Annotated in this window: 24 protein-coding genes; 10 read left to right on the plus strand and 14 right to left on the minus strand. The window is 66.3% G+C overall.

Translation table 11 applies throughout. The features are described from left to right. Positions 1-18 precede the first annotated feature (18 nt). Positions 19-888, minus strand: coding sequence for an SDR family oxidoreductase (locus tag AC06FD_RS13205; protein ID WP_478078057.1), 870 nt, complete (start codon positions 886-888; stop codon positions 19-21). A gap of 98 nt (positions 889-986) precedes the next feature. Between AC06FD_RS13205 and AC06FD_RS13210 the strand changes: the two genes are divergently transcribed. Further along, positions 987-1,889: a LysR family transcriptional regulator gene (locus AC06FD_RS13210; RefSeq protein WP_478078058.1), complete on the plus strand. Its 903-nt coding sequence runs from the start codon at positions 987-989 to the stop codon at positions 1,887-1,889. A gap of 127 nt (positions 1,890-2,016) precedes the next feature. On the opposite strand, the gene AC06FD_RS13215 is transcribed toward AC06FD_RS13210, so the two are convergent. Together AC06FD_RS13215 and AC06FD_RS13220 are read right to left on the minus strand one after the other, a co-directional pair. Then, positions 2,017-2,424, minus strand: coding sequence for a hypothetical protein (locus AC06FD_RS13215; RefSeq protein ID WP_478078059.1), 408 nt, complete (start codon positions 2,422-2,424; stop codon positions 2,017-2,019). Positions 2,425-2,560: 136 nt separating this feature from the next. Then, complete coding sequence (locus AC06FD_RS13220; RefSeq protein ID WP_478078060.1) at positions 2,561-4,549, minus strand: PEP/pyruvate-binding domain-containing protein; 1,989 nt, start codon at positions 4,547-4,549, stop codon at positions 2,561-2,563. Between the two features lie 164 nt (positions 4,550-4,713). Between AC06FD_RS13220 and AC06FD_RS13225 the strand changes: the two genes are divergently transcribed. Next, positions 4,714-5,853, plus strand: coding sequence for a hypothetical protein (locus AC06FD_RS13225; protein ID WP_478078061.1), 1,140 nt, complete (start codon positions 4,714-4,716; stop codon positions 5,851-5,853). Positions 5,854-6,121: 268 nt separating this feature from the next. Here the strand turns inward: AC06FD_RS13225 and AC06FD_RS13230 are convergent, their stop codons facing one another. Beyond that, on the minus strand, positions 6,122-6,892 hold the full coding sequence (locus AC06FD_RS13230) for an SDR family NAD(P)-dependent oxidoreductase (RefSeq protein WP_478078062.1): 771 nt from the start codon (positions 6,890-6,892) through the stop codon (positions 6,122-6,124). 79 nt (positions 6,893-6,971) lie between these two features. Here AC06FD_RS13230 and AC06FD_RS13235 point away from each other — a divergent pair, with 79 nt between their 5' ends. After that, entirely contained in the window at positions 6,972-7,895 is a 924-nt protein-coding gene (locus AC06FD_RS13235; protein ID WP_478078063.1) for an AraC family transcriptional regulator, read from the plus strand. A gap of 3 nt (positions 7,896-7,898) precedes the next feature. Here the strand turns inward: AC06FD_RS13235 and AC06FD_RS13240 are convergent, their stop codons facing one another. The 3 genes from AC06FD_RS13240 to AC06FD_RS13250 form a co-directional block, all read right to left on the minus strand. Then, positions 7,899-8,885 carry an NAD-dependent epimerase/dehydratase family protein gene (locus AC06FD_RS13240; protein ID WP_478078064.1) on the minus strand — a complete coding sequence of 329 codons (987 nt, stop codon included), beginning with the start codon at positions 8,883-8,885 and terminating at the stop codon, positions 7,899-7,901. 28 nt (positions 8,886-8,913) lie between these two features. Continuing rightward, positions 8,914-9,462, minus strand: a complete 549-nt coding sequence (locus AC06FD_RS13245) for a TetR/AcrR family transcriptional regulator (RefSeq protein ID WP_478078065.1) — start codon at positions 9,460-9,462, stop codon at positions 8,914-8,916. 72 nt (positions 9,463-9,534) lie between these two features. Then, positions 9,535-9,990 (minus strand): MarR family transcriptional regulator, encoded by a 456-nt coding sequence (locus AC06FD_RS13250; protein WP_478078066.1) that lies wholly within the window; start codon positions 9,988-9,990, stop codon positions 9,535-9,537. Positions 9,991-10,094: 104 nt separating this feature from the next. On the opposite strand from AC06FD_RS13250, the gene AC06FD_RS13255 reads away from it, so the two are divergent. Both AC06FD_RS13255 and AC06FD_RS13260 read left to right on the plus strand, forming a co-directional pair. Then, entirely contained in the window at positions 10,095-11,357 is a 1,263-nt protein-coding gene (locus AC06FD_RS13255; protein WP_478078067.1) for an alpha/beta hydrolase, read from the plus strand. A 264-nt stretch (positions 11,358-11,621) separates the two neighbouring features. Then, a complete protein-coding gene (locus AC06FD_RS13260; protein ID WP_478078133.1) occupies positions 11,622-12,026 on the plus strand; it encodes a tyrosine-type recombinase/integrase in 405 nt (134 codons plus the stop codon). 230 nt (positions 12,027-12,256) lie between these two features. Here the strand turns inward: AC06FD_RS13260 and AC06FD_RS13265 are convergent, their stop codons facing one another. The 6 genes from AC06FD_RS13265 to AC06FD_RS13290 form a co-directional block, all read right to left on the minus strand. Further along, positions 12,257-13,012, minus strand: coding sequence for a hypothetical protein (locus tag AC06FD_RS13265; RefSeq protein ID WP_449335094.1), 756 nt, complete (start codon positions 13,010-13,012; stop codon positions 12,257-12,259). Between the two features lie 248 nt (positions 13,013-13,260). Beyond that, positions 13,261-13,638 carry a putative quinol monooxygenase gene (locus AC06FD_RS13270; protein ID WP_478078068.1) on the minus strand — a complete coding sequence of 126 codons (378 nt, stop codon included), beginning with the start codon at positions 13,636-13,638 and terminating at the stop codon, positions 13,261-13,263. Positions 13,639-13,688: 50 nt separating this feature from the next. Next, entirely contained in the window at positions 13,689-14,357 is a 669-nt protein-coding gene (locus AC06FD_RS13275) for a carboxymuconolactone decarboxylase family protein (RefSeq protein ID WP_478078069.1), read from the minus strand. A 226-nt stretch (positions 14,358-14,583) separates the two neighbouring features. Further along, positions 14,584-14,937, minus strand: a complete 354-nt coding sequence (locus AC06FD_RS13280; RefSeq protein ID WP_478078070.1) for a cyclophilin-like fold protein — start codon at positions 14,935-14,937, stop codon at positions 14,584-14,586. Between the two features lie 137 nt (positions 14,938-15,074). Beyond that, complete coding sequence (locus AC06FD_RS13285; protein ID WP_478078071.1) at positions 15,075-16,283, minus strand: MFS transporter; 1,209 nt, start codon at positions 16,281-16,283, stop codon at positions 15,075-15,077. Continuing rightward, positions 16,280-17,338, minus strand: coding sequence for an alpha/beta hydrolase (locus AC06FD_RS13290; RefSeq protein WP_478078072.1), 1,059 nt, complete (start codon positions 17,336-17,338; stop codon positions 16,280-16,282). Before AC06FD_RS13290 ends, AC06FD_RS13285 begins: the two co-directional genes overlap by 4 nt. 111 nt (positions 17,339-17,449) lie before the next feature. On the opposite strand from AC06FD_RS13290, the gene AC06FD_RS13295 reads away from it, so the two are divergent. Next, positions 17,450-18,343: a LysR family transcriptional regulator gene (locus AC06FD_RS13295; protein ID WP_259210078.1), complete on the plus strand. Its 894-nt coding sequence runs from the start codon at positions 17,450-17,452 to the stop codon at positions 18,341-18,343. A 33-nt stretch (positions 18,344-18,376) separates the two neighbouring features. Here the strand turns inward: AC06FD_RS13295 and AC06FD_RS13300 are convergent, their stop codons facing one another. Beyond that, positions 18,377-20,422: a TonB-dependent receptor gene (locus AC06FD_RS13300; protein ID WP_478078073.1), complete on the minus strand. Its 2,046-nt coding sequence runs from the start codon at positions 20,420-20,422 to the stop codon at positions 18,377-18,379. 293 nt (positions 20,423-20,715) lie between these two features. On the opposite strand from AC06FD_RS13300, the gene aroQ reads away from it, so the two are divergent. Genes aroQ through accC form a run of 4 tightly spaced genes read left to right on the plus strand, consistent with a single transcriptional unit; the run spans position 20,716 to position 23,508 of the window. Next, complete coding sequence (aroQ, locus tag AC06FD_RS13305; RefSeq protein ID WP_478078074.1) at positions 20,716-21,165, plus strand: type II 3-dehydroquinate dehydratase; 450 nt, start codon at positions 20,716-20,718, stop codon at positions 21,163-21,165. Then, positions 21,162-21,587: a lysozyme inhibitor LprI family protein gene (locus tag AC06FD_RS13310; RefSeq protein ID WP_478078075.1), complete on the plus strand. Its 426-nt coding sequence runs from the start codon at positions 21,162-21,164 to the stop codon at positions 21,585-21,587. The genes aroQ and AC06FD_RS13310 overlap by 4 nt, the downstream gene beginning before the upstream one ends. Before the next feature lie 54 nt (positions 21,588-21,641). After that, a complete protein-coding gene (gene accB / locus AC06FD_RS13315; protein ID WP_259210073.1) occupies positions 21,642-22,130 on the plus strand; it encodes an acetyl-CoA carboxylase biotin carboxyl carrier protein in 489 nt (162 codons plus the stop codon). Positions 22,131-22,140: 10 nt separating this feature from the next. Further along, complete coding sequence (gene accC, locus AC06FD_RS13320; protein WP_259210071.1) at positions 22,141-23,508, plus strand: acetyl-CoA carboxylase biotin carboxylase subunit; 1,368 nt, start codon at positions 22,141-22,143, stop codon at positions 23,506-23,508. The last annotated feature ends 417 nt before the right edge of the window (positions 23,509-23,925 follow it).

Below are 23,925 nucleotides of genomic sequence, written 5' to 3' on the forward strand. Positions count from 1 at the left end.
GCGCGGGTGGCGCGCCGGTCAGGCCGTTGCCGCCACCGCCGTGGCGAAGTCACGGTAGCTGCGCAACGGGCGGCCCAGCCGCTGGGTCAGCCGCGCCACGTCGCCCGCCTCGGGCACCATGCCGTCACTCAGGAAGCGCTCGGCCATCTGCCGCATGTCGTAGGCCATCCAGGCCGGCATGAACCGGCGCAGGTTCTGCTCGAACGGCGCCGTGTCATCGCCACCGTACGCGATCGTGCGCCCCAGCACCTCCGACCAGATGCCGGCGATATCCACCCCGGTGAGCGTATCCGGGCCGACCAGGTTGATGCGGCTCAGCGCGCTGTCGTGCACCGCCTGGTCCCGTGACAGCAGCTCAAGCGCCGCGATCTCGCCGATGTCAGCTGCGTCGATCATCGCCAACCCCTTGCTGCCCACCGGCATCGGATACACCCCGTAGCCCAGCACGACGTCCTTGATGGTCAGGTCGTTGTCCATGAAGTAGGCCGGGCGCAGGACCGTGGCACTGAAGCCCATCTGTTCGAGCATGCGTTCCACCCCGAACTTGCCGGCGAAATGCGGCACGTTCACGTAGCGGTCGGCGTGGATCACCGACAGGTACACCACCCGCTGCACGCCGGCGTCGCGCGCTACGTTGAGCGTGATGAGCGCCTGGGTGAACTCATCGGCCACCACCGCATTGAGCAGGAACAGGGTCGACACGCCCTTGAAGGCCTCGCGCAGCGCATCGACGTCAAGCAGGTCGCCCTGCACCCGCTCCACTGCGTCGGGCAGCTGCGCCGTGTCCGGATGACGAACCAGAGCGCGCACCGTCGCGCCCCGCGCGATGAGGTGATGGATCACGTGACGGCCGACGGTGCCGGTGGCGCCGGTAACGAGAATGGTCATGGTGTTGCTCCTGCAGGGTTGGGAGGCCCCATGGTTGTTGATCCACTTTCGAGCCGATAGCCCGTATATTTGGACCACCCGTCTCACTGGTGGAACACATGGACCTGCTCGCCCTGGCTGACTTCACCCTCGTGGCCCGGCATGGCGGTATCGGGCGTGCGGCACGGGCCGCCGATCGGCCCAAGGCCACCCTGTCCCGGCGCGTCGCCGAGCTGGAGCGCGATCTGGGCGTGCGTCTGTTCGAGCGCGGCACCCACGTCCTCAGGCTGACCCAGGAAGGGCGGGCGCTGTTCGAACGGACCGAGGGCCTGCTGGCCGAACTCGGCGACGCCGCCACCGCGATCGCTTCCGGCGGGCTGTCGCCCACAGGCAGGCTGCGGGTCAGCGCTCCCCTGTTGTTCTCGCAGATGGCGCTGGGGAAACTCGCCGCCGAATTCACCCTGCGTCATCCCGCCATCCGCCTCGACATCACCACCGAAGACCGCCCGGTGAACATGGTGGAGGAAGGCTACGACCTGGTGATCCGGGTCAACCCGGACCCGGACGACACCCTGATCGGCCGGGTGTTGATCCGCGATCGGCTGGTCGCGGTGGCCAGCCCGCGGCTGCGCCGCCCCTCGCCGGGCGAGGTCGTGCCGGTGGTCGCGCGCGCCTCCGCCAGCGAGTCCGCCTGGCAACTGACGACCGACGCCGGCGATTGGCAGGTGCAGATTGACCCGATCCTGCGGCTGGGCTCGTTGATCATGATCCGCGATGCGGTGCGCACGGGCGTTGGCGCGGCGCTGCTGCCGCTTTCGCTGGTCGCCAACGACCTGGAGGCCGGCGTGCTGGCGCGATGGGGCGACGCGAAGACGCCGCCGATCGAGATCTGGGCGCTGTATCCATCGCGTCGTCTGTTGAGCGCACGCGTCACCGCATTCCTCGACGTCCTCAAGGCGGCATTTCCGCTGGGTCACCCGGAAGAGCTGGCGCGCTACATGCTGGCCGACGTCCCCTCCTGAGGGCATCGTCCATCTGTCGTGCAGGGGCTGGAACGCGGGCAGCACCGCAGGCAGCGCGCCATCGGTTTGCTTGACGTCGCTGCGCACGCGTCGGCAAACCTCGCCTGCTCGTGCGCACCGATCACTGTCAGACCCGGAATGCGCGGGGCGCGGTTGCAGGTCCGCTGTCGGTGATGCGATCAAGCAGACGCTGCAATGGCAACGGCGTCTCGTGGTCCGCAGCATCCACCAGCGCGCCCTCCCGGTCCGCGGCCAGGAGCGCGTTCGCATCGCAGGGCGCTGGCTGGTCGAGCGCGCATAGCGGCACCGACGTGGTATCCAAGAACACCATCGGTTGCATCGCGTGGCCCCGAAGCGTCCGTTCCGTCCGGTCTGGTCCATGCCCAAGGCAGGTCCGCACGAGCCCGGCCTGGAGCGCATCGTCGGCCGTCTGGAACGCGGCGCGTTCGGCGCGCTCCGGCAGGGCGTGCGTCACCCGTGGCCACGGCAACGCCGTGACCGACGCCAGCGCGAGCAGGCCTGCGACTGCCAGCACGCGGTACAGCTGGATACCCCGCGGGGAAACACGTGGGTCGGCAGACAGGGTGCCGGCCCATGCGTTGAACGAGGATCAGCCTTCCGTTGCCCTGTGCGTGTCACGGATCGAATGGACCCCCGAGACGTTCTCGCCGCTATCGCGTGCTCCGGTCCACGTACGGCCGCGACTGCAGTATCAGCACCTCATCGCCGACCACGGCCCACTCGATGTCCTGGTCCACGCCGCCCAGCGCCTGCTTGGTGGCGGCGCCCACCTTGGCCAGGCGCGCGATCAGCGCGTCGGTGAGTACCTGGCGGGAGCCTGTGATGGGCACCTCGCGCACCCCACCAGCGGCGCTGGCCACCAGCTGGGTGTCTTCGGCCGAGCGGCTCAGCACCTGCACCGCCTTGGACCAGGCCGAGTACATCACCTGCTCGGCCTGGCGCTTGCCCTCCACCACGCGGATGCCAAGCCCGCGCTTGGCCGAGATGTAGGTGATGTGGCGGCGGCCCGCGTCGAAGGGATCGCGGGTGATCATCACGCCCGAGCTGTCCGACGGCGCAGCCCGTTGCACCAGCACCGCCATGGCCACCGCATCCTGGCGCAAGCCTGCCGCGGCGCGTGCTTCGTACGCCTCGAAGTTGTAGACCGACGCCCACACCGTCTGCACGGCCTTGGTCACGGCCTCGGCGCGGGTCACGTTGGGCACGGTGGTGTACAGCCCGGCACCGCTGAAGCCGGGCAGGTCCTCGGAATTGGACGAACTGCGCACGAACACCGCCCCACCCTGCAGTTGGCCGCGCCATTGGCCCTCCAGCGTGCGCACGAAGGCGGGATCGGGCACGGCGGTGGCGATCTCGGTGCGCAATGCCGCCAAGGCGGCACGCCGCACGTCCGGGTCGGTGCCGAAGCCCGGCCGACGCTGCAGTTCGCGCAGGCGCTCGGCCACCTGCAGGCGCTGCACCATCGCCTGGTAGTGCGAGAACGGTACGCAGAACCCATCCGGCACGCGCGCGGCCGGCGGCAGCACGGCCTTGAGCGTGCCGAGGTTGGCCGCCTTGACGCCGCAGTGGCTGCTGTCGCGCGCGCGCAGGGCGGCCAGCGGCTTCATCGCGACCACGCTCAGGTCCGGGCGCGGCAGGTTGGCCGCCACCGGGCGGTGGGCCGTGGTGGATGGGGTCCTGGCCGGGCGCGTCAGCGGCGTCACCCGGTAGTCGTTGTGGGTGACCTCCAGTGCCACCCAGCGTCCGTCGTACTGGCGCAGGGCATCCTGCGCGTCGCGGATATACACGTTGGGAATGCCCCAGCCCTTGGCGAGCAGGTTCACGTGCGACAGCAGGGTGGACGGGCGCTGCGTCACCAGGCCGGCCACCGGCGCCAGCGCGATGGGCACCTCGTCCAGTACCGGGATGTCGCGCGGCGACAGCGTGCGCAGCTGCGCCTCCGAGCGCACGATGCGCAGCCGCCCCTCGGCACGACCGGTGTTCAGTGGCAGGAAACGCTGTTCGCGCAGCAGCGCCTCCTGGCTCACGTGGGCCAGCCCCACGGCGCTGGCCACCTGCTCGTGCTGGGTGGAGTTGGTCTTGAACCGGATCGGCTCGCGGAACGACGCGCGCACCACCGCATCGGTCTGCCGCAGCAGGGCCGCGCTCAGCACGTCGCCCTCCCAGAACTCGTAGGTGTACCCCGGCAGGTCGCGCTGCCAGCTGAGCGTGCCAAACAGGAAGCGCCGCTGCGGGTCGCGGTACTGCGCGTTGAGCGTGGCTTTGTCCAGGCTGCGCACCAGCCGCTGGCGGCGCACGAACTGCTCGTGCAGCGCGAACCGCGGCGTGTTGATGTAGTAGATCCGCGCGGCATCCTGCCGGTCGATCACGAAGATCAAGTGCGGCATCTCCAGCGCGGTACCGGCATTGTAGACCCGGGCCAGCGGCATGAACTGCGCGCGGCTGTCGATCCGCGAGAGATAGTCCGGCCCCTCGCTCGGCTGCGCGGGAGCCGCGTCACTGCCCTGGCGATGTTCGTAGGGAGACGGCTTGCGCGCGGTCTGCGCCAGCGCGGGTACGACCCAGCACAGCAGGAAGAGCATCGCCATCCATGCCCGCGGCGACGCCAGGCCGGCAAGGTGCGTACGGGATCGGTCCATGATGCCGGTGCGGGAGTTGAAGTGGGGCGATCATAAGCCAGTCACGCCAGTCGTGGACGGCGCGACCGATTGAGGCGCACGCCGGGCCACGCTATCGTCTCCCGCCTTGCTTCGCCCCACCTCGATCACGTCAGGATGACTTCACCGATGACACACGTCCCCCGATGCCAGCCCCGGTCACGCCCCGCCGCCGTGCCGCACGGGCTGCGGCCCTGCTCGGTCTCATCGCGGTCGCCTGCGCCGCCAGCGCCACGGCCGCCGAGAAGATCAAGATGCATCGCAGCGGTGCTGGCACGCCCGGCCCGGACGGCTGGCTGGAGGCGACCTCCAGCGGCGGCAGCTTCTCGGTGCGGCTGCCGTGCCGCTTCAACGATCTGACCGCCACGCCCGGCTCGGGTAATGTGGTCCGGGCGGATGTGCTCGGCTGCGTGGGCGATGGCGTGAAGTTTGGCGCCACCCGTGTCCAATACCGCGATGCAGCGCTCGCCGGCACCTACTTCGAAGGCTTCGCGGCGGCCGGCGCATTGCCTGGCGCCTCGCTGGACCGGGCGCCGTATCGGGACCACCCCACCATCACCCGCCAGCTCGACACCGGCAGCACCTGTACGCTGGTCCGCATCGTGCACGGCACCCGGGACAACATCCTGATGACCGTCGAGGCAGCGCCGGCGCACTGCAGCAGCGCCAGGAAGATGGGGATGCAGTTCCTCGACTCCCTGGTGCCCGGCACCCCCAGCACCGATGACACGGCCGATACCGCCGGAACGGGAACCGGCACCGTCGCCACCGCCGCCGCGGTGGGTGCCCCGACGCTGTCCGAGTGCCCGCTCGATGCCGAGCTTGCCGGCGCGCAGGCCGTTGCCGCGTTCGGCGCGCTGCCACGGGACGTGGAAGAGAAGATGCCAAGCGACACCTGCAAACCTGCCACGACCGCCTCGATGATCATGCGGCGCGACGGCATCTGCACGATCGGCGGACAGCCCATGACCTTCGCCAGCCTGATGACGCTGGAGGCGACTGGCGCACCGGTCTCGATGATGTTCATGACCGCCTACCGCGACGACGCCCATGCAGCACTGCAGGCCGCCCTCGAACAGCGCTACCGCACGCAGCCGGCATCGACCTACCCGCGCTATGCACCCGCGCACCGGCAGCCGACCAGCATCGTGTCGCAGCCAGGTGGCACGCTGCTGCTCTTGGGCAGGTCGCCACCGAAGACATCGGGCGAGGCGACGACCAGCGTGTTCCAGTTCGCACCGACCAGCGCGGATCTGGTCAATCGCAGCACCACTACCTGCCGCTGAGCCAGGCCGCCACGGCAAAAGATTGGAACATTGCGCCGACGCAACTGGGACAGGGTGGAAACAATCAACCGGCCTTGCCGCTGGTGATGCTCATTGCCGCCTCGGCGGTCGACAGCTTCATTGAGGGTGCCGTGGTAAGCGAACGCTGTGCAGAACCCGCGTCAGAGTGATGGCCAGGCAGACCACTGCGCGCCGATTGATTCCTTCTGACGCCCATTTCGTCCGCGTCCGCTTCCGGCCAGAAGCGGACATTTCCAGGCCACCTCGTCTACAGGAGCATTCCCCCCGAGGCCTCAATGCGCTGACCGGTGATCCAACGACCACTTCCCGCCAGCAGCATTGTCACGGCCTTGCCGATGTCGTCGGGGCGACCGGTGCGTCCCATCGCCGTGTGCTGTGCCACGTACTGGTTCACAGCATCATCGTCGCGCACAGCACCGCCGAAGAAGTCGGTCTCGGTGGCGCCAGGGGCCACGGAGTTAACCGCGATTCCCCTCGGCCCCAGCTCCAGCGCGAGATAGCGGGTCGCGGTTTCCAGCGCGCTCTTCATGGCCGCGTACGCCAAGCTGCCCGCAGCCACATGCCGGGTCAGGCTGGTGGAGATGTTGATGATGGCGCCGCCATCGGCCAGCTGAGGCGCCAGCAACTGGGTCAGCAGGAGTGGCGCCTTGAAGTGCACGCGGTACAGCAGATCAATGTCATCGCCACGGATCTCACCAAACGCTGATGGTGCGTGCAGCCCTGCATTGTTCACCAACTGGTGGAAGTGGGATGCATCCCAGCGCTGCAGTTGCGCCCGCACAGCCGCCGCGAAGGTCTCCAGCGATCCAATGGCGTCCAGATCCAGCGGCAACATCGCGGCGCGCACGCCACAGGCTTCAATCTGGCGTAGGGTCTCGGCGGCCTGCACCTGCTGATGCTGGTAGGTGATCATCACATCGCTGCCCTGCCTGGCCAAGTGGAGGGCAATGCTGCGGCCAATGCCACGGCTGCCGCCGGTAACCAGGGCGATCGTGCGGGGTGTGTGTACGTTGTCCATCGTGGCTTTGTCTCGCGAACCGGGGCATGACATGCTGCACCCACGGTTCCGCCTGCACTTGCCCAATCGCGTACGATCCTTGCCCGATTTCCCTGCCATCGAAGATCACCAGGCCACGTTGCGTGCATTGGCACTGCAGGCACAGGCGGTGCTGCGCGCACGCAGTGCAGATGAGTCGCCGCTGCTGGAACTTCTGCCTGGTGCCTGGCTGGCGCGTACAGGGTCTACACGCGTGCCGGCCCCGGCCCTGTACCGCCCCGCGGTGGGAGCGGTGCTGCAGGGGGCCAAGCAGGTATGGGTAGACGATGCGGTACTGGAGTACCGCGCCGGCAATGCATTGCTTACCCGCCAGCCGGTTCCCGCTCGCGGGATGGTGTCCCGTGGCGACCACCACACGCCGTTCCTGGGGCTGGTGGTGGAGCTGGATACGGGCGTCCTGCGGCAGTTGCTTGGCCAGTTGGGCAGCCCACCTGCAGGCGAGGCCCCGCATCCTGCGCCGTTCAGTGTGGTTGCACTGGATTGGCCGGTACTGAAGTGTCTGCAGCGTCTACTGGCGCTGGCCCTCGATACGCCCGACGCCCAGCGGCTGCTGTGGCCCGGACTGCAGCACGAGCTGCTGTTTCGCCTGTTGCAGGGTGAAGCAGGGCCGGCGCTGCTGGCGATGGCCCAGCCCTCCCCCTTGGCACGCCGTATGGCGAGCGCCATTGGCCACCTGCAACGCAGCTTCAGGCAACCACTCGATGCAGCAGCGCTGGCCAGCCGTGCAGGCATGGGCAGCGCACTGTTCTATCGGCATTTCCGTACGGCAACGGGTCTGTCACCGCTGCAGTACCAGAAGCAGCTGCGCCTGATCGAGGCACGCCGCCTGCTGCAGCGGGGCGGCACCAGCATCTCCGCCACCGCGTTCGCCGTGGGCTACGAGAGCCCTTCCCAGTTCAGCCGCGAGTTCAGTCGGCTGTTCGGCCACGCACCGCGCGAGGCTCTTCCGCCTACCGCTCGGTGACCATCAGCCTTGCTCGGCCACGTGGCGCTTGAGCATCGCGATCCCGGCGTCCAGCGTAACCACCGGCCGATAGCCCAGTTCGCTGCGGGCACGGCTGTCGTCCAGTGTCACTTCCACGGCAGAGGACGCAAATTCCTGGCGAGTCATGGGCGCACGCAGAGGCAGTCGCAGCCTGCGGAACAGGTCGTCCAATCCGATGAACACGCGCAGCAACGCGCGGGGAACCTGTTTGTCTGGCGGCTGTACGCCATGGGCCTGCAATTGGGCACCAATCAGGCGCCGGAATGCCACCGGCGCACCATCGCAGACGTGGTAGATGCGTGCGCCAGCGCCACGGGTCAGCGCGCAGCTGACCGCTTCGGCCAGGTTGTCCACGTGCGTGGACGAGGTGAGGTAGTGCCCGCCATCGATCCACGCAAAGCGCCCACTGCGTACGGCCTGCAGCAGGTATGGCATCGCGGTGGTGTTGTCGCGGCCCCAGACGAAGCGCGGTCGCAGCACCTTCACCGCGAACTGTGGCGTGGATAGCGCCAGCGCTACCCGTTCCGCTTCAGCCTTGCTGGCACCGTAGATGCCTGCTGCGCGCGACGGGTAGGGATGGTCTTCGCGCGCCTGATGCAGGGGCGCACCGCGGGTCAGCGCCGATTCGCTGCTCAGCACGACCGCCACCGGCACACCCGCAGCACGGGCAGCGGTCAGCACGTTGCGGGTGCCCTCCACATTGGTCTGCCACTGGCTGGGCGAGGCATTGCGGTGGTCGGTGTCGGCGGCTGCGTGGATCAGCGCCGTGCAGCCTTGCATCGCCACAGCGATGCCCGGGTCGAGCAGATCACCCTGTACTGGTTGGGCGCCCAGCGCCTCTACAACTGCCGCGGCGTGGGGGCTGCGCACCAGCGCACGTACGTGGTGGCCGTCTGCACACAGGCGGCGAATCAGATTGCGGCCCACGTAGCCGCTTCCTCCGGTCAGGAAGAGGGTGGAAGAACTCATCAGGGTTACCTCGGGGGAGAGAACGGATTCAGCGCGGCGGCGTGTCGATCAACGCGCCAATGTCCTGCAGCAGCTGCTGCCGCTGCGCGGACGGCCACTGCACGTAGTCCAGCGACTCCAGCAGTTTCATGCCTTCCAGCGCGAGGTAGGCCAGCAACGCGCTGCGCGGGTGCGTGGCTTGCTGCTGGATCTCGGCCAGGATCTGCGCCTGGTTCTGCTGGATGGGCGCGCGCAACTGCGGGTCCTGCGCCATGGCCGCGCACAGCGCAAGGGCCACCGGCTGGAATGCTTCGGGAAAGGGTTGCTCGGCCGCAGCAAGTCGCCCACGCAGCACCGCATCCTGCTCGAAGCCCTTGGCCGCCTCACGGTTGAAGGCGTTGTCGCGGGCGACCGCACGTTCAACCACCGCCTGGATCAGACCGGCTTTGGACTGGAAGTCATAGACCACCGAGGCCTTGCTGACCCCGGCTTCGGCGGACACCGCATCCAAGGTCAGCCGCGCTGCCCCCACCTGGGCGACCACGCGCTCGGCGGCATCCAGGACGTGCTGCGGATCAATGCTTTTGCGGCGACCCATCGACCGACTCCATATTTAACCATCCGGTCGATTATAAATATGGACGCGATGTTGTAAAGCCCGGCGCGCGGCCTACAGCGCGTCGTAGAGTGCGCCCAGCTGGCCCAGGATCTGCGTGGCCGCCGACAGATCGGCGTCGGAGTACTGCGCCAGCGCCTGCTGCATCCACTGCTGGATGTTCGCTTCACGCTGCCGGTGCCGCGCTCGACCGGCGGGCGTCAGCTTCACCCGCACCTTGCGGCGGTCGTCGGCCGCCTCCTGCTTGTCCACGTACCCGGCCGCCACCAGCCCCTTCAGCAGCTGGGTCACGGCTGCGGTGGAGGTTTCAGTGCCCTCCGCCAACGCCGTCACCGACAGGGGCCCGCGCTCGTCCAGCAGTTTCAGAACCCGGGCGTGCGTCATCGACAGCGCACCGGCCTCTCGCGTGGCACGGCCGCGCAGGCGCGCGTCGGCCGCGCTGAGCTGGTAGGCCGCACGGGCAAGGGCGGCGAACGCCGGGCGTTCGGCAGGCGGGACAGCATGAACCATGACAGACCAAGGGCTGGGCAGGGTTTGACAGGATAGCGCACGGAATTTAGTTTAGTACTTAGCGAATGGCCATCGCGCTTCCGTCCTTTCCTGGAGACACCGCAATGAGTTCACGTTCCGAAGCACAAAGCTGGGTGCTGGATATCGCCCTGGCCCAAGGCGGGTTCGACGCCCTGCATCCCGAAGCGAAGGCAACCCTGGTCCAGCTGGGCCACGACCCTGCCGACTTCGACCGGGTGTTTTCCCTGGTGAAGAGCGGCGCCATGCTGCCCAAGGCCTGGGCCACGGTGGCCGGCGAGATCGAGCGCAAGGCAGCGCATTACGACCGTGATGGCCACGCGCAGACGGCGGCCGACCTGTACGTGCGTGCCGCGGTCATGTGGGGTCGCGCGCAGTACTCCATCTTCGACGCCGCAGATCCGCGCAAACACGCTTTCCGCGAGCATGCCAACCATGCCGTCGCCCGCATCGGCGCGCTGCGCCAGGGTCGCGTGCGCCGCGTCGAGATTCCGTTCGAGGGCAAGACGCTGTACGCCCTGCTGCACCTGCCCGTTGGCCCGGTCCAAGGCGCGTCTGCAGTCATCCTCGGCCCGGGGATGGACATGATCAAAGAGGACTACATCTACGCCGCCGATCGCTACTACACCTCCCGTGGCGTGGTCGCGCTGTCCATCGAAGGACCGGGCCAAGGTGAGACCCGCGCCAATGGCCTGGTGGTGACGCTGGACAACTATGAGCGCGCCATCAGTGCCTACATCGACTACTTGGCCTCGCTGCCGGAAGTGGACGCAGACCGCATCGCGATGTTTGGCATCAGCATGAGCGGCTACTGGGGTCATCGCGCAGCCACCTGCGAGCCTCGCTTGAAGGCATTGGCCAGCTTCGAGGGTGTCACCGGCGACTTCGCCACGATCTTCGAGCGGGCCCAGCCCACCTTCAAGACCAACTACATGTACATGTCCGGCCATACCGACGCGGCCACGTTCGGCCGCGAACTGGCCGAGCGCATGCCGCTGGCCAACCAGGTCGCCGGGATCCACTGCCCGGTGCTGGTGGGCATAGGCGAGTTCGACGAACTGACACCGCTGGCCGACGCGATCGCCAACTTCGAGCGCATCCGCGCACCGAAGGAGCTGCGCGTATACGAAAACGAGTTCCATCCGTTGGGTGGCGTCGCCGCTGAAATCTTCCGCTATGGCGCGGAGTGGCTTGAGCGCGTACTGGCAGGTGAGCTGAGCGAAGCCGGTCGCGATGTACGTCACTACGTGCAGCGGGACGGCACCGTCAGCGATGGAAGCGCCGACCCACGCTGGTGGCTTGGGCAGGTGCCTCCAGCCATTGCTCAGCTCCGTAAGTCGGAAGACTGACTGACATTTGAGGGGCCAGGTAGCCATTGAGCTCCCGGTCCTTCTTAACTTTGGCGCGGCGTTGGCGGCCGGGAATGACCCACCTCAGCAAAGATCATGAAGGCAGGCCCGGTACAGACTCTGAACTTGGATCCTCCTATGCCATCTCATTTCAGACCGTGGAACAAAGGAAAGCTGGTCGGCCCAAAGGCACCTCTCAAACTCAGTGAAATCTGGTCGATTAGCGTGCGCCTACAACTTACCGGTCGCATTCGTGATCTGGCGATGTTCAACCTAGCGATCGACTCAAAACTGAGAGGGTGTGATCTGGTCAGCCTACGGCTGCGAGATGTATCTCATGGCTTGACCATTGCCACGAGGGCCACCGTGCTGCAGCGCAAGACAGGCAGACCAGTGCAATTCGAGATGACGGAGTTGACGAGGTCCGCCCTGGCCGAATGGTCCCATCGAGCTCAGCTAGGGCTAGCATCCTACCTGTTCCCTGGACAGGGTGATGGTCACCTCTCCACACGCCAGTACGCGCGCATTGTCGCGACATGGGCCACAGCTATCGGACTCCACCGCCATAGCCACGGAACTCACAGCATGCGTAGGACCAAGGCATCACTGATCTACCGCCGAACAACGAACCTGCGCAGTTCAGATACTCCTTGGCCACACCAAGCTTGAGAGCACAGTGAGATATCTAGGGATCGAGGTGGAGGATGCATTAGAGATGGCGGAGCACACCGAAGCCTGAGGGACGGGAGCCGCGGCCCCCTCAAAGCACAACATGGGGCCGCTCCCGGCCAGAAGCGGACATCCTCAGGTCATCTCCTTCGCCTACAAGGGCATTCCTCCCAAGGCCTCAAGGCGCTGGCCGGGATCCAACCACTGCCTCCCGCAAGGTCGTCGGTTCCCTAGAATTCCGCTTCCTTGCTGGCAGCAGGTTGCAAAACTTGCCGCCCTAGCTCATTGCCGATGTTGAGGAACCCGATCCCGCCAGAGAGCCCTTGCGCTCGCATAGCCTGCGTTTGCACGACCGAAGAATAATCCGCGAAGAAATCGGGCTTGCGCCATTGCGCGGAAATCGAATCGCGACTGCCGCCCAGGTCGTTGTTCCAGGTCACGGCCCTCTGCGAACCGGGCGAACCGAACTTGCGCTTGAGCAGCTCCATCACGCGCGGCTCGGCCTCGAACCCCATGGTATTGAAGCGCAGGGCGATCACGCGCCCGTTGCGCAGCAACACCAGGCCGCCCGCACCTTCCAGGGAAAAAGCGTCGCCTGCGCCCGCGCCGATCGACATGCCGATCGGCGCAACCCACGCCGGTGCCTCAGTCGTGGCGAAGACCAGGTAACCGTATTCGCCTGGCGCGAATTCGGTATTGCCTACGGCCATGTTCGTCGTGCCGGGCGCGACGCACAACCCTGTTGCCGGTGGCATGGCTTTCAGCGGCTCCGGCGGCGGGGCCGTCAGCTTGTTGAACGCCCTCGCCCCCAATCCGACGTTGCTCCTGCGGGCAGCTGGAGCGGGTGAGGATAGTTCGCAAACAGGCAGCGTTAGTTGTGCCCCTAACTTGATGCCGAATATGTCAGTTTCCGCCGCAGATACCGAGACGGTGGACGACATGGTCAGTAAAACGACAAGAGAACCGGCGGCTGCAGTGAAACGCATGGGGCTGTAATCCAAGCTGGATCGTGGTGGAGGCGAGTATATGCTCGGTTGCTGCTCGACGCTGCGCTCGACCGCCAAGGCGCGGCCGACGACCCTCACCGAGTGACCGCTTCCGGCCATCAGCGGACTCCGATCACTTTCAGCAGATCGGCCAATGCAGGACTGCCGCGCCGACGTACTGACGGCGGAATGCCGCAATTGAAAGAGAGTCTTTGGCGTATCACACGCGTGCGCAGCCAGGTTCTCTACTATTTGATCTTCAACGCCGGCAGAAGAGGGTCAACATCAACCAACTCCAGCGACGTGACCATATGTAGCGTGCCGTTCTTGTACCTGAGGAAATGCGGACTCTTCACATGCTGTTCGTATGCCTGCCGACTCGCATAGATTTCAAGGATTGTCAGCCGGGTCGGATCTTCCTTGTCGAAGACCGCATACAGCGACAGCACGCCTGGCTCAAGGTCCATCGAGGCGCGAACCTCTTCAGCCAGGGCATCCCGATAGGCGGGCAGATGCTCTGCACTGACGGTGATCTTTGACAGCCTCGTCATCTGTGCCTCCTCCGCGCCAACACTGAAGGAGCATGCCGCCATGCCGATCAACGTTCCGATGATCGTCTTGTTCAATCCACCCTCCAATGTGCCTGTGCCACTCGACAAGGCGATCTTCCTGGACATCATTGCTGCCGGGCCTCGCGCTGGCGTTGAATGCCGACACGCACACGCTCCGCAGCCTCCCGGCCGAAGCGGGCTTCGAGCACATCTGCCAGCGTGTAGAGCTGCTCCGGGCGTAGCCCTATGTTCATGCTGATACCGATGTGGGCGTACAACTGAGGTTCCACGCCGGACAGGGCAGCCAGCATGCTGACGGTGGCCACCTCGCGGCTTTGCCAATCAAGGTTGTCGCGCTCGAAGATGTCGCCGAACAGGTGCGTACGCAGATATTCATTTGCCTGCGGTGCGAAATCGAACAACGGCCCTGACACCGGACCGCCAGCCAGCCGGGTCTGATTCGCGGTGCCTGCAGCGAGCAAGGCGTCGCCTTTGGGGATCGGCCTGCCGGGCTCGCGGCCGGCTTCATCCAGGATGCCCCGCCGCCTGCGCGACTCCGCCACCTGCATCAGTTCGCTCAACGCGTTCAGGCTGCGCGGAAAGCCCGCATAGGGATAGACCTGCACGAGGATCTCCCGCGCTTCAGCCAGGCTCACGCCCGCATCCAGGCCTTGATTCAACGCCTCCCGCAGGCCCGCCATGTTGCCGGCCGCGGCGAAGGCGCTGATCGGAATAATGCCGTGCTGGAGGGAATCCAGTTCGTTGGCAGAATCCCCGCTTGATTCAACAGTCATCGTTGCTCCTTCATGTACGAACGCCGTCTGTCCCCGAGCGGAGGCGAGCATCGCCGCACCCATCAGACCGACGAGACATCTTGACCGCCACGTCCAGTCAATCGCCTTGGTAGTGGACATCGGTCACCTTCTCCCCCTGCAGGGGCGTACCCCACTCCTGCACGCGAACTGGGCGGTGACGTACTCCGTCGAAGCCTTCATCATTGTGGTGTACCGCGTAGGCGACCTACGGCTGATCGGACTCAATGCGGACGTCTACCGGACCTTCCGTGCGAAGGACCTGCAGTCCTCCTTGGATTCGACCCAGTCGTATCAGTCCCTTCGAGTAGCCAAAGGGCCTGTGGAAAATCGCCAGGTTGCCCCACGGCGCATAAAAGGCGATGTCGCCTGCCACGGGCGTCATTCCCTCCGGCTCGCCCGCCACGCTGAGACGGCGCGGAAGCGGTGCGATTTTTTCGGTGGCGGCGTAGTCCTCAAGCTGCAGCGTCAGGGGCAACTGGGCGATGAACTCGCGTGCGGGGATACTGTCTTCCATGGCCGCCGACAGGGTCTGATCGTTGATGATCAGTCGAATCTTCATGGGCTGGAGCTCCGGGTTGGACGCTGCTTTCATGTCTGCGACGTCGTGATGATGGGGGGCGGCAGAGCATGCCGCTACTGCCCCGAGTGCAAGCAGCAGGGCGAGCGGCTTGCCCGTGATCGACGTATGACGCCTCATCAGCCCCGGCCCTCCACGGCCACCGCCGGCCCGGATGTGGGCACGGCGCCGGCCGCCGTGACATGGGCGAGCAGCGCGGCAATCAGCAGCAGGCCTGCACTGGCCAGGAACGTACTGGCAAAGCCGACGCTGTCGAACAGCAGCCCGCCGACGGTAGATCCCAGCGCGATGGAGCACTGCACCACTGCCACCATCAGGCCCCCGCCGGCTTCTGCGTTGTCAGTGAACGTGCGGGCCAGCCAGCTCCACCATCCCACCGGTGCGGCGGTGGCCAGCAAGCCCCATGCCGAGAGCAGCGCGGCGGTCGGCCAAAGATGGGGGCCCAGCGGAACCAGGGCCACTGCAATCAACGCCATCAACGCGGGGATGGTCACCAGCGTGCGGTGGAGTCCACGTCTGATGAATGCGCCGATGGCAAGCGTGCCCACGAAGCCGCTTGCGCCGATGGCCAGCAGCAGTAGCGGAACGGCCGCGGTTCCTGCACCGGTCACCCGTTCCAGAAACGGTCGCACATAGGTGAACAAGGCAAACTGCCCCATGAAGAAGGCACCACAGGCAATCATGCCCAGCGCCACCTCGCGCCGACGCAACAGCGCGATCACCCCGCCATGTGATTGCCGGCGCTCCGCGGCCATGGAAGGCAGGCAAACCCACTGCCACGCCAAGGCGATGGCAGCCACCGGCAGAAGGCACAGGAAAGCGCCGCGCCATCCGATCATGCCGCCCAGGTAGCTGCCCAATGGCGCCGCCACTACCGTTGCCAGCGCGTTGCCGCTGTTGAATATCGCCAAGGCGCGCGGGACCTTCGCCGCCGGTACCAGCCGCATGGCCGTGGCGGCAGACAGCGACCAGAACCCACCGATCACCACGCCGACCAGCGCACGGCCCGCCATGTAGACCGGATAGTTCGGCGCCAACGCTACCACCCCACCCGACACCGCCATCAATGCGGTCAGGGTGAGCAGCAACGTTCGTCGGTCTATGCTGCCCGCCAACCGGGAAATCGACAGGCTGGTCAGCACCGCAAACGCACCCGAAATGGCAATGCCATACCCGGCAAGACCTTCGGTCACGCCCAGATCTGCCGCCAGGGGCGTGAGCAGGCTCACCGGCATGAATTCAGAGGCGATCAACGCGAAGACGCACAGCGTCATCGCGAGCACGCCGCCCCAGTTGGCGCGGTCTGCAATGGCGTCGGTGCGGCTCATTTCCCTGCCAGGCCACGCTGGAAGAACGTCGCCAATTTGTCGAAGGGAATCAGGGTGGTGCGGTCATACAGGTCCACGTGGCCCGCACCCTTCACCCAGTAGAGCTCCTTGGGCTCCCCCGCCCTTCGGTAGGCGTCTTCGCTGAACTCGCGGGAATGGGCGGCGTCGCCGGAGATGAACAACATCGGCCGGGGCGAGATGGTTTCAATGTCGTTGAAGGGATAGAAGTTCATGAATTTGACCAGGCTGCTGAACAGCGGCTGGGTCGTCAGCTCGGCCGTGTCGCCCTTGGGCGTGTAGGCGCCGCGCGGGGTGCGGTAGAAGTCGAAGAATTCGCGCTGGATGGCAGGCGTGTCGGCATCGAGTTCGTTCACCGTGCCGGGCACGAACACGGGCGCCCCGCCCTTGAATTCGGCCAGGCGCTGGTCGGTTGCGGACTGGATGACCTTCTTGCGCTGTTGCAGCGACTGCCCGTTGTTCAGCCCCTGCCGTGCCGCCGCCCCCATGTCGTACATGCTGACCGTGGCAATGGCCTTGATGCGCGGGTCGATCTTGGCGGCGCTGATCACAAAGCTGCCGCTGCCGCAGATACCCAGGCCGCCGATCCGATCCGGGTCCACGGAGGACTGCGTGCTCAGGAAGTCCACGGCCGCACTGATGTCGTCCGAATAGATTTCCGGCGCCACCAGGTGCCGCGGAGTACCGTCGCTCTCGCCCCAGAAGGAAAGATCGATCGCCAGCGTGACGAAGCCCTGCTCGGCCAGCTTCTGCGCGTAAAGTTGCGCGCTCTGCTCCTTCACCGCGCCCATCGGGTGGCCAACCACCACGGCGGGGGCGCGGCTACCGCGAGGCAGGCCCCTGGGGCGGTACAGCGTGCCCACCACCTCCATCTGGTACTGGTTGTGGAAGCTGACGCGCTCACCCGTCACCGTCGGGCTCCGGTAGAAGTTGTCCGCCCCGGTGGCACGGGCCGCCACCGGCACATCAGCGGCAAACGCGGGCAGCGGAAGGAGGTGGCCGGCGAGCAGCGCCAGCAGCAACGTGGTGGGTTTCATGCGAGGGCGGCCTCGGTTGGGGGACTCAGGGCGCCACGGTAAGCCCCGTCGGCTAGGCCGATAAGCCGGCTTAAAGTTGATGCATTGTTGAGTTGAGCTCACAATTGATCCATGAGCGCCGTGAAGACCCATGATCTGCAAGCCTTTCTGGTAGTGGCCCAGGAGCAGAGCTTCACCAAGGCGGCCGTTCGCCTTGGGGTAACGCCCTCTGCGCTGAGCCATTCGATGCGGTTGCTGGAAGAACGCCTGGGCATCCGCCTCCTGGCCCGGACCACGCGCAACGTTTCGCCCACCGAGGCGGGCGAGCGCCTGATGCGCTCCATCGCGCCGCACTTCGAGGCCATCGGTGCCAGCGTGGAAGCGCTGGGCGACCTGCGCGACCGGCCAGCCGGAACGCTACGGATCTCCTGCACGGATGATTCCATGCAGACGATCATCCGACCGCGGCTTGCCGGGTTCCTGGCCGAGTACCCGGACATCACGCTTGAGTTGTACGTGGATTACGGCTTCATCAACGTGGTGGAACAGCGCTTCGACGCCGGCATCCGGCTCGGAGAGGCGCTGAGCAAGGACATGATCGGGGTCAGGGTCGGGCCGGATTGGCGCCTGGTGGTGGTTGGATCTCCCGGGTACTTCGAGAAACATCCCAAGCCCAGGAAACCCGCCGACATTACCCAACATCGCTGCGTGCACATCCGGCATCGCCCAACCGGTGCCATCTATGCCTGGGAGTTCGAAGAGAAGGGCAAGGAATTCACCGTACGTGGCGATGGACCGTTGGTCTTCAACAGCATGACCCACGTCATCAATGCCGCACTGGACGGCCTGGGACTGGCTTACGCGCCGGAACCGATGGTCGCCGAGTACATTGCGCAGGGCAGGCTGGTGGCCGTGCTGGACAAGTGGTGCGTGCCCTTCCCCGGCTACCACCTTTACTACCCGAACCGCCGGCAGCCCTCCCCCGCGTTTTCGGCACTGGTCGCGTGGCTGAAGCGGGATGAGTAGGGCTGCGTAACGGACGGGGCTGACCCTTTCCCGTCAAAGCCGCATGCTCACCCCGACGTGCACCGAGCGCCCGGCCGAGGGGGAGAACATGGCCTGCGGCTGGTCCCAGAAGAAGCTGTCCCACCACGCATAGGCGTATTCCCGGCCCGTGGCGTTCTTCACTTGTACGTCCACGCTCCACCTCGGGTTGATCGCATAGCGCGCGCTCAGGTCGAGCACGGCGAATGCGCCGTACTTGCCTGCGACGTTGCGCTCCTCCAGGTAATAGTCGCCCTGCGCCCTGCCCTGCATGCCCAGTTGCAGGGACGCCGTGGCCTGGTAGTCGACCCCGAGGGTGCTGATGTGGCGCGGCACCGCCGCCACCTCGCGCCCCTGCAGCGACACCACGCCGCTACGTCCATCGCGGGTGATCTTCGCTTCCTGGTAGGCGTGTGACGCCCACACCGTCCAACGGTCGCCCAGCGGCGCACTGGCCTGCAGGTCCACCCCGCGGCGGCGGGTCTGGCCAAGCACCACGGTGGTACCGGTGGCGGGCATGTTGGATATCTCGTTCTCCGCGTCCTGCTGCCACACCGCAACACGCGCCTGGCTGCCCGCGAACGGCACGAACTTCACGCCGGCCTCCTTGCCGGTATTGGTGGACGGCTGCACCGCCGCCTGCCCCGCGGTGAGATACGCCGGCGCGGTCGATCCGGTAAGTACCTGGAAGGTGCGCCCCCAGTTCGCGTAGACGTTGATCGTCGGTCCCAGCGCATACACCACGCTGAGCTTGGGCTGCCCGATGGTGCCGTAGCGCTGGAGCGGGCCGCTGACGCCGCCGGGCAGGTGGGTGCGGCCGTCGAAGCGGTCCACGCGGTAGGCGGACACGATCTTCAGCGCGTTGGCGGGCTGGTAGATCGCCTGCGCGTATGCGCCCCAATGGGCGAATGTGTGGCGGTCGTCGCTCTGGATGCGTGCGGGCAGCGCGCTGAAATCCGTCGGTTCGCTGTAGCTGAAGCGCTGGCGAAGGTAGCCGTTGTCCTGGTGCTCGTAGTTGATCCCGCCGTCCAGGGTGAAGGTGTCGTGCGCGCGCCAGGTGAGCGTGCCCAGCATACCCACCTGCGTTTCATCCCAGACACGGCGTTGGCGTGGCGCGTTGCCGGTGCGCAGGTCGCTGAAGGTGACCTGGCGGTCGTCCTCGTAGCGGTTGTAGTAAATCCGGGTGGCGGCGGACAGGGTATCGGCCAGCCGAAGATCGGCATGCAGCACCACTTGGCGCATGTGGCGGTCATCAGCGTCGTTCGCGTTGCGCCGTGCCGACCCGCGGCGATTTGCCTGAAGCTCGGCGGCGGTCATGAAGCCGGGCTCCTCGGCCTGGTGGTGGTAGGCGCGCGCGGTGAGCCCGATGCGCATGCCGTCATCCACGTTGCCGTAGTACCACTTGCCGCCCACCGTGTACTTGCGCGAAGTGTCATGGTCGCGATAGCCGCCCGATGCCTGGGTGCCGACGAAGTAGTTCTGCGCCACGCGATTGGCCTCGCGCCCGATCGCCAGCTGCGCATCCCGGGTGGCGTCGCTGCCGTAGGCAAGGCGGCCATCGGTGTAGTTGCCGCCTTGGCGGGTACCGAAATTGACGTTGCCGCCGATGTTGTGCAGGCCGTAGCGTGGGTCGTTGGTGCCGCGAACCACCTCGATGTAGCTGATTTCCAGCGGGAACAGCATGTCGATGAAGCGCTGGTTGCCGCTGTTGACGTTGCTGGGCACGCCGTCGATCAGGGTCTTGATGGCGTTGAGGTAGCCCTCGCCATTGAACGCACGAAAGCTGACCTTGCCGGACTCGGCGCCCTGGCGGGTTTCGGTGAGCTGGATGCCGGGCATCTGCCCCAGCAACTCCCAGCTGTGCTGCACGTTACTGTCCTCGATCCGGTCGGCCCCCAGCACGTCCACCGACGTCAGCACCTGGTGCGCAGTGAGCTGGCCCTCGCTGCGCTGGCGCACATCGACCGTGCCAAGCGTCAGGGCGGAATCGGCGGACTGCGCGTAGGCGCACGGCGCAAGCGTGGCGGCCGCAAGCGCGGCAGCAAGACGATGGGGGGTCATGGGGAACGGAATCAGCGGGAAAGGCGACAAGGTGCGATGTTATAACGTATCCAACACCAATCCCGATAGTGCGCTCTGGGCACGGTCCAGCACGCAGGGTGTGGCCGGTCTCCGGCCAGTCTGCCGGGGACCGTTGACGTGCCCGGCCCGATGCGGGTCCGACGCAGGCGCAGTGCCCGCACAAGGATTACGGCCAAAATTCAAACGTTCGATTGAAACGCGCGTAACTTCGCCGAACTGGACACGATCAGCAGGTTCCGCCAGACTTCGCCCTTTCCCGCTTCGTGGTCCCCATGGCGAAACTGCTGGTCCTGCATGGCCCCAACCTCAACCTGCTCGGCACACGCGAGCCGGGGGTGTATGGGCACACCACGCTGGCGCAGATCGACCAGGCCCTGCTGGCCCAGGCGCAGGCCGCCGGGCATGTGGTGGAGCACCTGCAGTCCAACGCCGAACACATCCTGGTGGACCGCGTGCAGGGCGCCCGTGAAGACGGCACCGCCTTCATCCTGATCAACCCCGCCGCGTTCACCCACACCTCGGTGGCCCTGCGCGATGCGCTGGCCGCGGTGGACGTGCCGTTCATCGAGATCCACCTGTCCAACCCGCACGCACGCGAGCCGTTCCGCCAGCACAGCTACTTCAGCGACAAGGCGGTCGGGGTGATCTGCGGCTTCGGCGCGGACAGCTATCGCTATGCGATGGATGCGGCGTTGACCCGGCTGGCGGCCACCGCCGCGTGACGACCTTGCCGCGTGCCCTGACCAGCGTGTTGCTGTGGGCCGGCCTGTGCGGCGGCGCCCTGGCCGCCGACCGCAGCGCCGAGGGCATCGATTGCGCGCAGCCCGGCGGCACGATGGAGAGCGACCTGTGCGCCTCCGATGTGGCCAGCGAAGCCGACGCCGCACTCAACACGGTGTACGCCCAGGCGCGCCTGCAGTTGCGCACGCAGGCCGCCGAGGGTGCCTGCACCCACTGCGCGGAAGCGGAGAAGCAACTGGTACTGGCCCAGCGTGCCTGGATCCAACTGCGCAATCACGACTGCGACGCGGTCTACGCCTTCAACGCCGATGGCACCTCGCGCAATGGCGCGCAGATGCGCTGCCTGACCACGCTTGCCAACGATCGCATCGCCCAACTGCGCACCTTCTACGAATTACGTTGACCCGAGCGCAACGCGCTTCCCACCACACTGACACCACGAGCTAAAGAGGCCTCTATGGATCTCCGCAAAATCAAGAAGCTGATCGACCTGCTGGAAGAGTCGAACCTCGCCGAAATCGAAATCAAGGAAGGCGAAGAGTCCGTGCGCCTGTCGCGCGCACCGGTCTCCGGCTACGGCATGATCCAGGCCCAGCCGCAGATGATGATGGCCCCGGCCCCGGCCCAGCAGGCCGCCCCGGCGATGCCGATGCAGTCGCCCACCGAAGCCTCCACCGGCGGCACCGCCAAGCCGGGCAACGCCCTGCCGGACGGCCACGTGCTGCGCGCGCCGATGGTCGGCACGTTCTATGCCTCGTCCTCGCCGGACAAGCCGGCCTTCGTGTCGGTCGGCCAGGCGGTGAAGGCCGGCGAAACGCTGGCGATCATCGAAGCCATGAAAATGTTCAACCCGATCGAGGCCGATGTCTCCGGCACCATCGTCGCCATCCTGGGCGAAAACGGCCAGCCGGTCGAATTCGACCAGCCGCTGTTCGTGATCGGCTAAGGATCCGTCCATGCTCGACAAAGTCGTTATTGCCAACCGAGGGGAGATCGCGCTGCGCATCCTGCGCGCGTGCCACACCCTGGGCATCCGCACGGTGGCCGTGCATTCCACGGTCGACCGCAACCTCAAGCACGTGGCCATGGCCGACGAGTCGGTCTGCATCGGTCCGGCACCGTCCTCGGAGAGCTACCTCAACATCCCGGCACTGATCGCCGCGGCGGAAGTCACCGACGCCCAGGCCATCCACCCGGGCTACGGCTTCCTGTCGGAGAACGCCGACTTCGCCGAGCGCGTGGAAGAGTCCGGCTTCATCTTCATCGGCCCCAAGGCCGACACCATCCGCCTGATGGGCGACAAGGTGGAAGCGATCCGCGCGATGAAGGCCGCCGGCGTGCCGTGCGTGCCCGGCTCGGGCGGCCCGCTCACCGACGACATCGTGGCCAACACCAAGATCGCCCGTGAGATCGGCTACCCGGTCATCATCAAGGCGTCCGGCGGTGGCGGCGGTCGTGGCATGCGCGTGGTGCATGCCGAGGCCTCGTTGAAGGCGGCGATCGAGACCACCAAGTCCGAAGCCAAGGCCGCTTTCAGCAACGATCAGGTCTACATGGAGAAGTTCCTGGAGAATCCGCGCCACGTGGAAATCCAGGTGCTCGCCGACGGCCAGGGCAACGCCATCCACCTCGGTGAGCGCGACTGCTCGATGCAGCGCCGTCACCAGAAGGTGGTGGAAGAAGCGCCGGCCCCGGGCATCACCGAGGAAATGCGCGAGCAGATCGGCAAGGTCTGCGTGGAAGCCTGCATCCGCATCGGCTACCGCGGCGCGGGCACCTTCGAGTTCCTGTTCGAAGACGGCCGCTTCTACTTCATCGAAATGAACACCCGCGTGCAGGTGGAACATCCGGTGACGGAGATGGTGACCGGCATCGACCTGGTCTGCGAGCAGCTGCGCATCGCCGCCGGCCAGAAGCTGAGCATCAAGCAGAGCGACGTGGTGCTGACCGGCCACGCGATCGAGTGCCGCATCAACGCCGAAGACGCGGAAACCTTCGTGCCGAGCCCGGGCCAGATCACCGCCTTCCATCCGCCGGGTGGCCCCGGGGTGCGCGTGGATACCCACATCTACAGTGGCTACCGCGTGCCGCCGAACTACGACTCGATGATCGGCAAGCTGATCGTGCACGGCCCGGACCGCGAAACCGCGATCGCGCGCATGCGCGTGGCGCTGAGCGAGATGGTGGTGGACGGGATCAAGACCAACGTCGCGCTGCAGCAGCGGATCATGCGCGACAAAGGCTTCCAGGCCGGTGGGCAGAACATCCACTACCTGGAAAAGCGCCTGGCCGAACGCAAGAACAAGTCGATTGCATTGACCTGATCGAGCAGTAACGGCGGCACGGCAGAAAGGCGGGGATTTCCCCGCCTTTTTGTTTGGTTCGTCGCGTAGATGCAGCGCACGCACGGAGTGTTTCCTGCTCGGGGATCGGCGGGTCGGGCGCTGGGCGCCCATGCCCTTTCCGGCGACGCCTTCGGGGTCGGCCCGCGGCCGCTCCCCTGTTCTTATTTCGCCTCAAGCGGCAGTCGGTGGGTTCGGCGCTGAGCCCCCATGCCCTTTCCGGCGAATGTCCTCCGGCCGCGGAGCGGCCTCCCCCTTTATTTCGCCTCCAAGGGCATGGGGGCCCAGCGCCAAACCCACCGACCCGCCTGCCGTCCACCTGCTTGGCACAGCCGAGCCCCGTAGCGGCCGGTAGGCTCCTGGGCAAAATAAAGGAGGAGGCCGCTCCACGGCCGGGGG

The sequence above is a fragment of the Stenotrophomonas sp. Steno-Z1 genome (assembly GCF_056393175.1).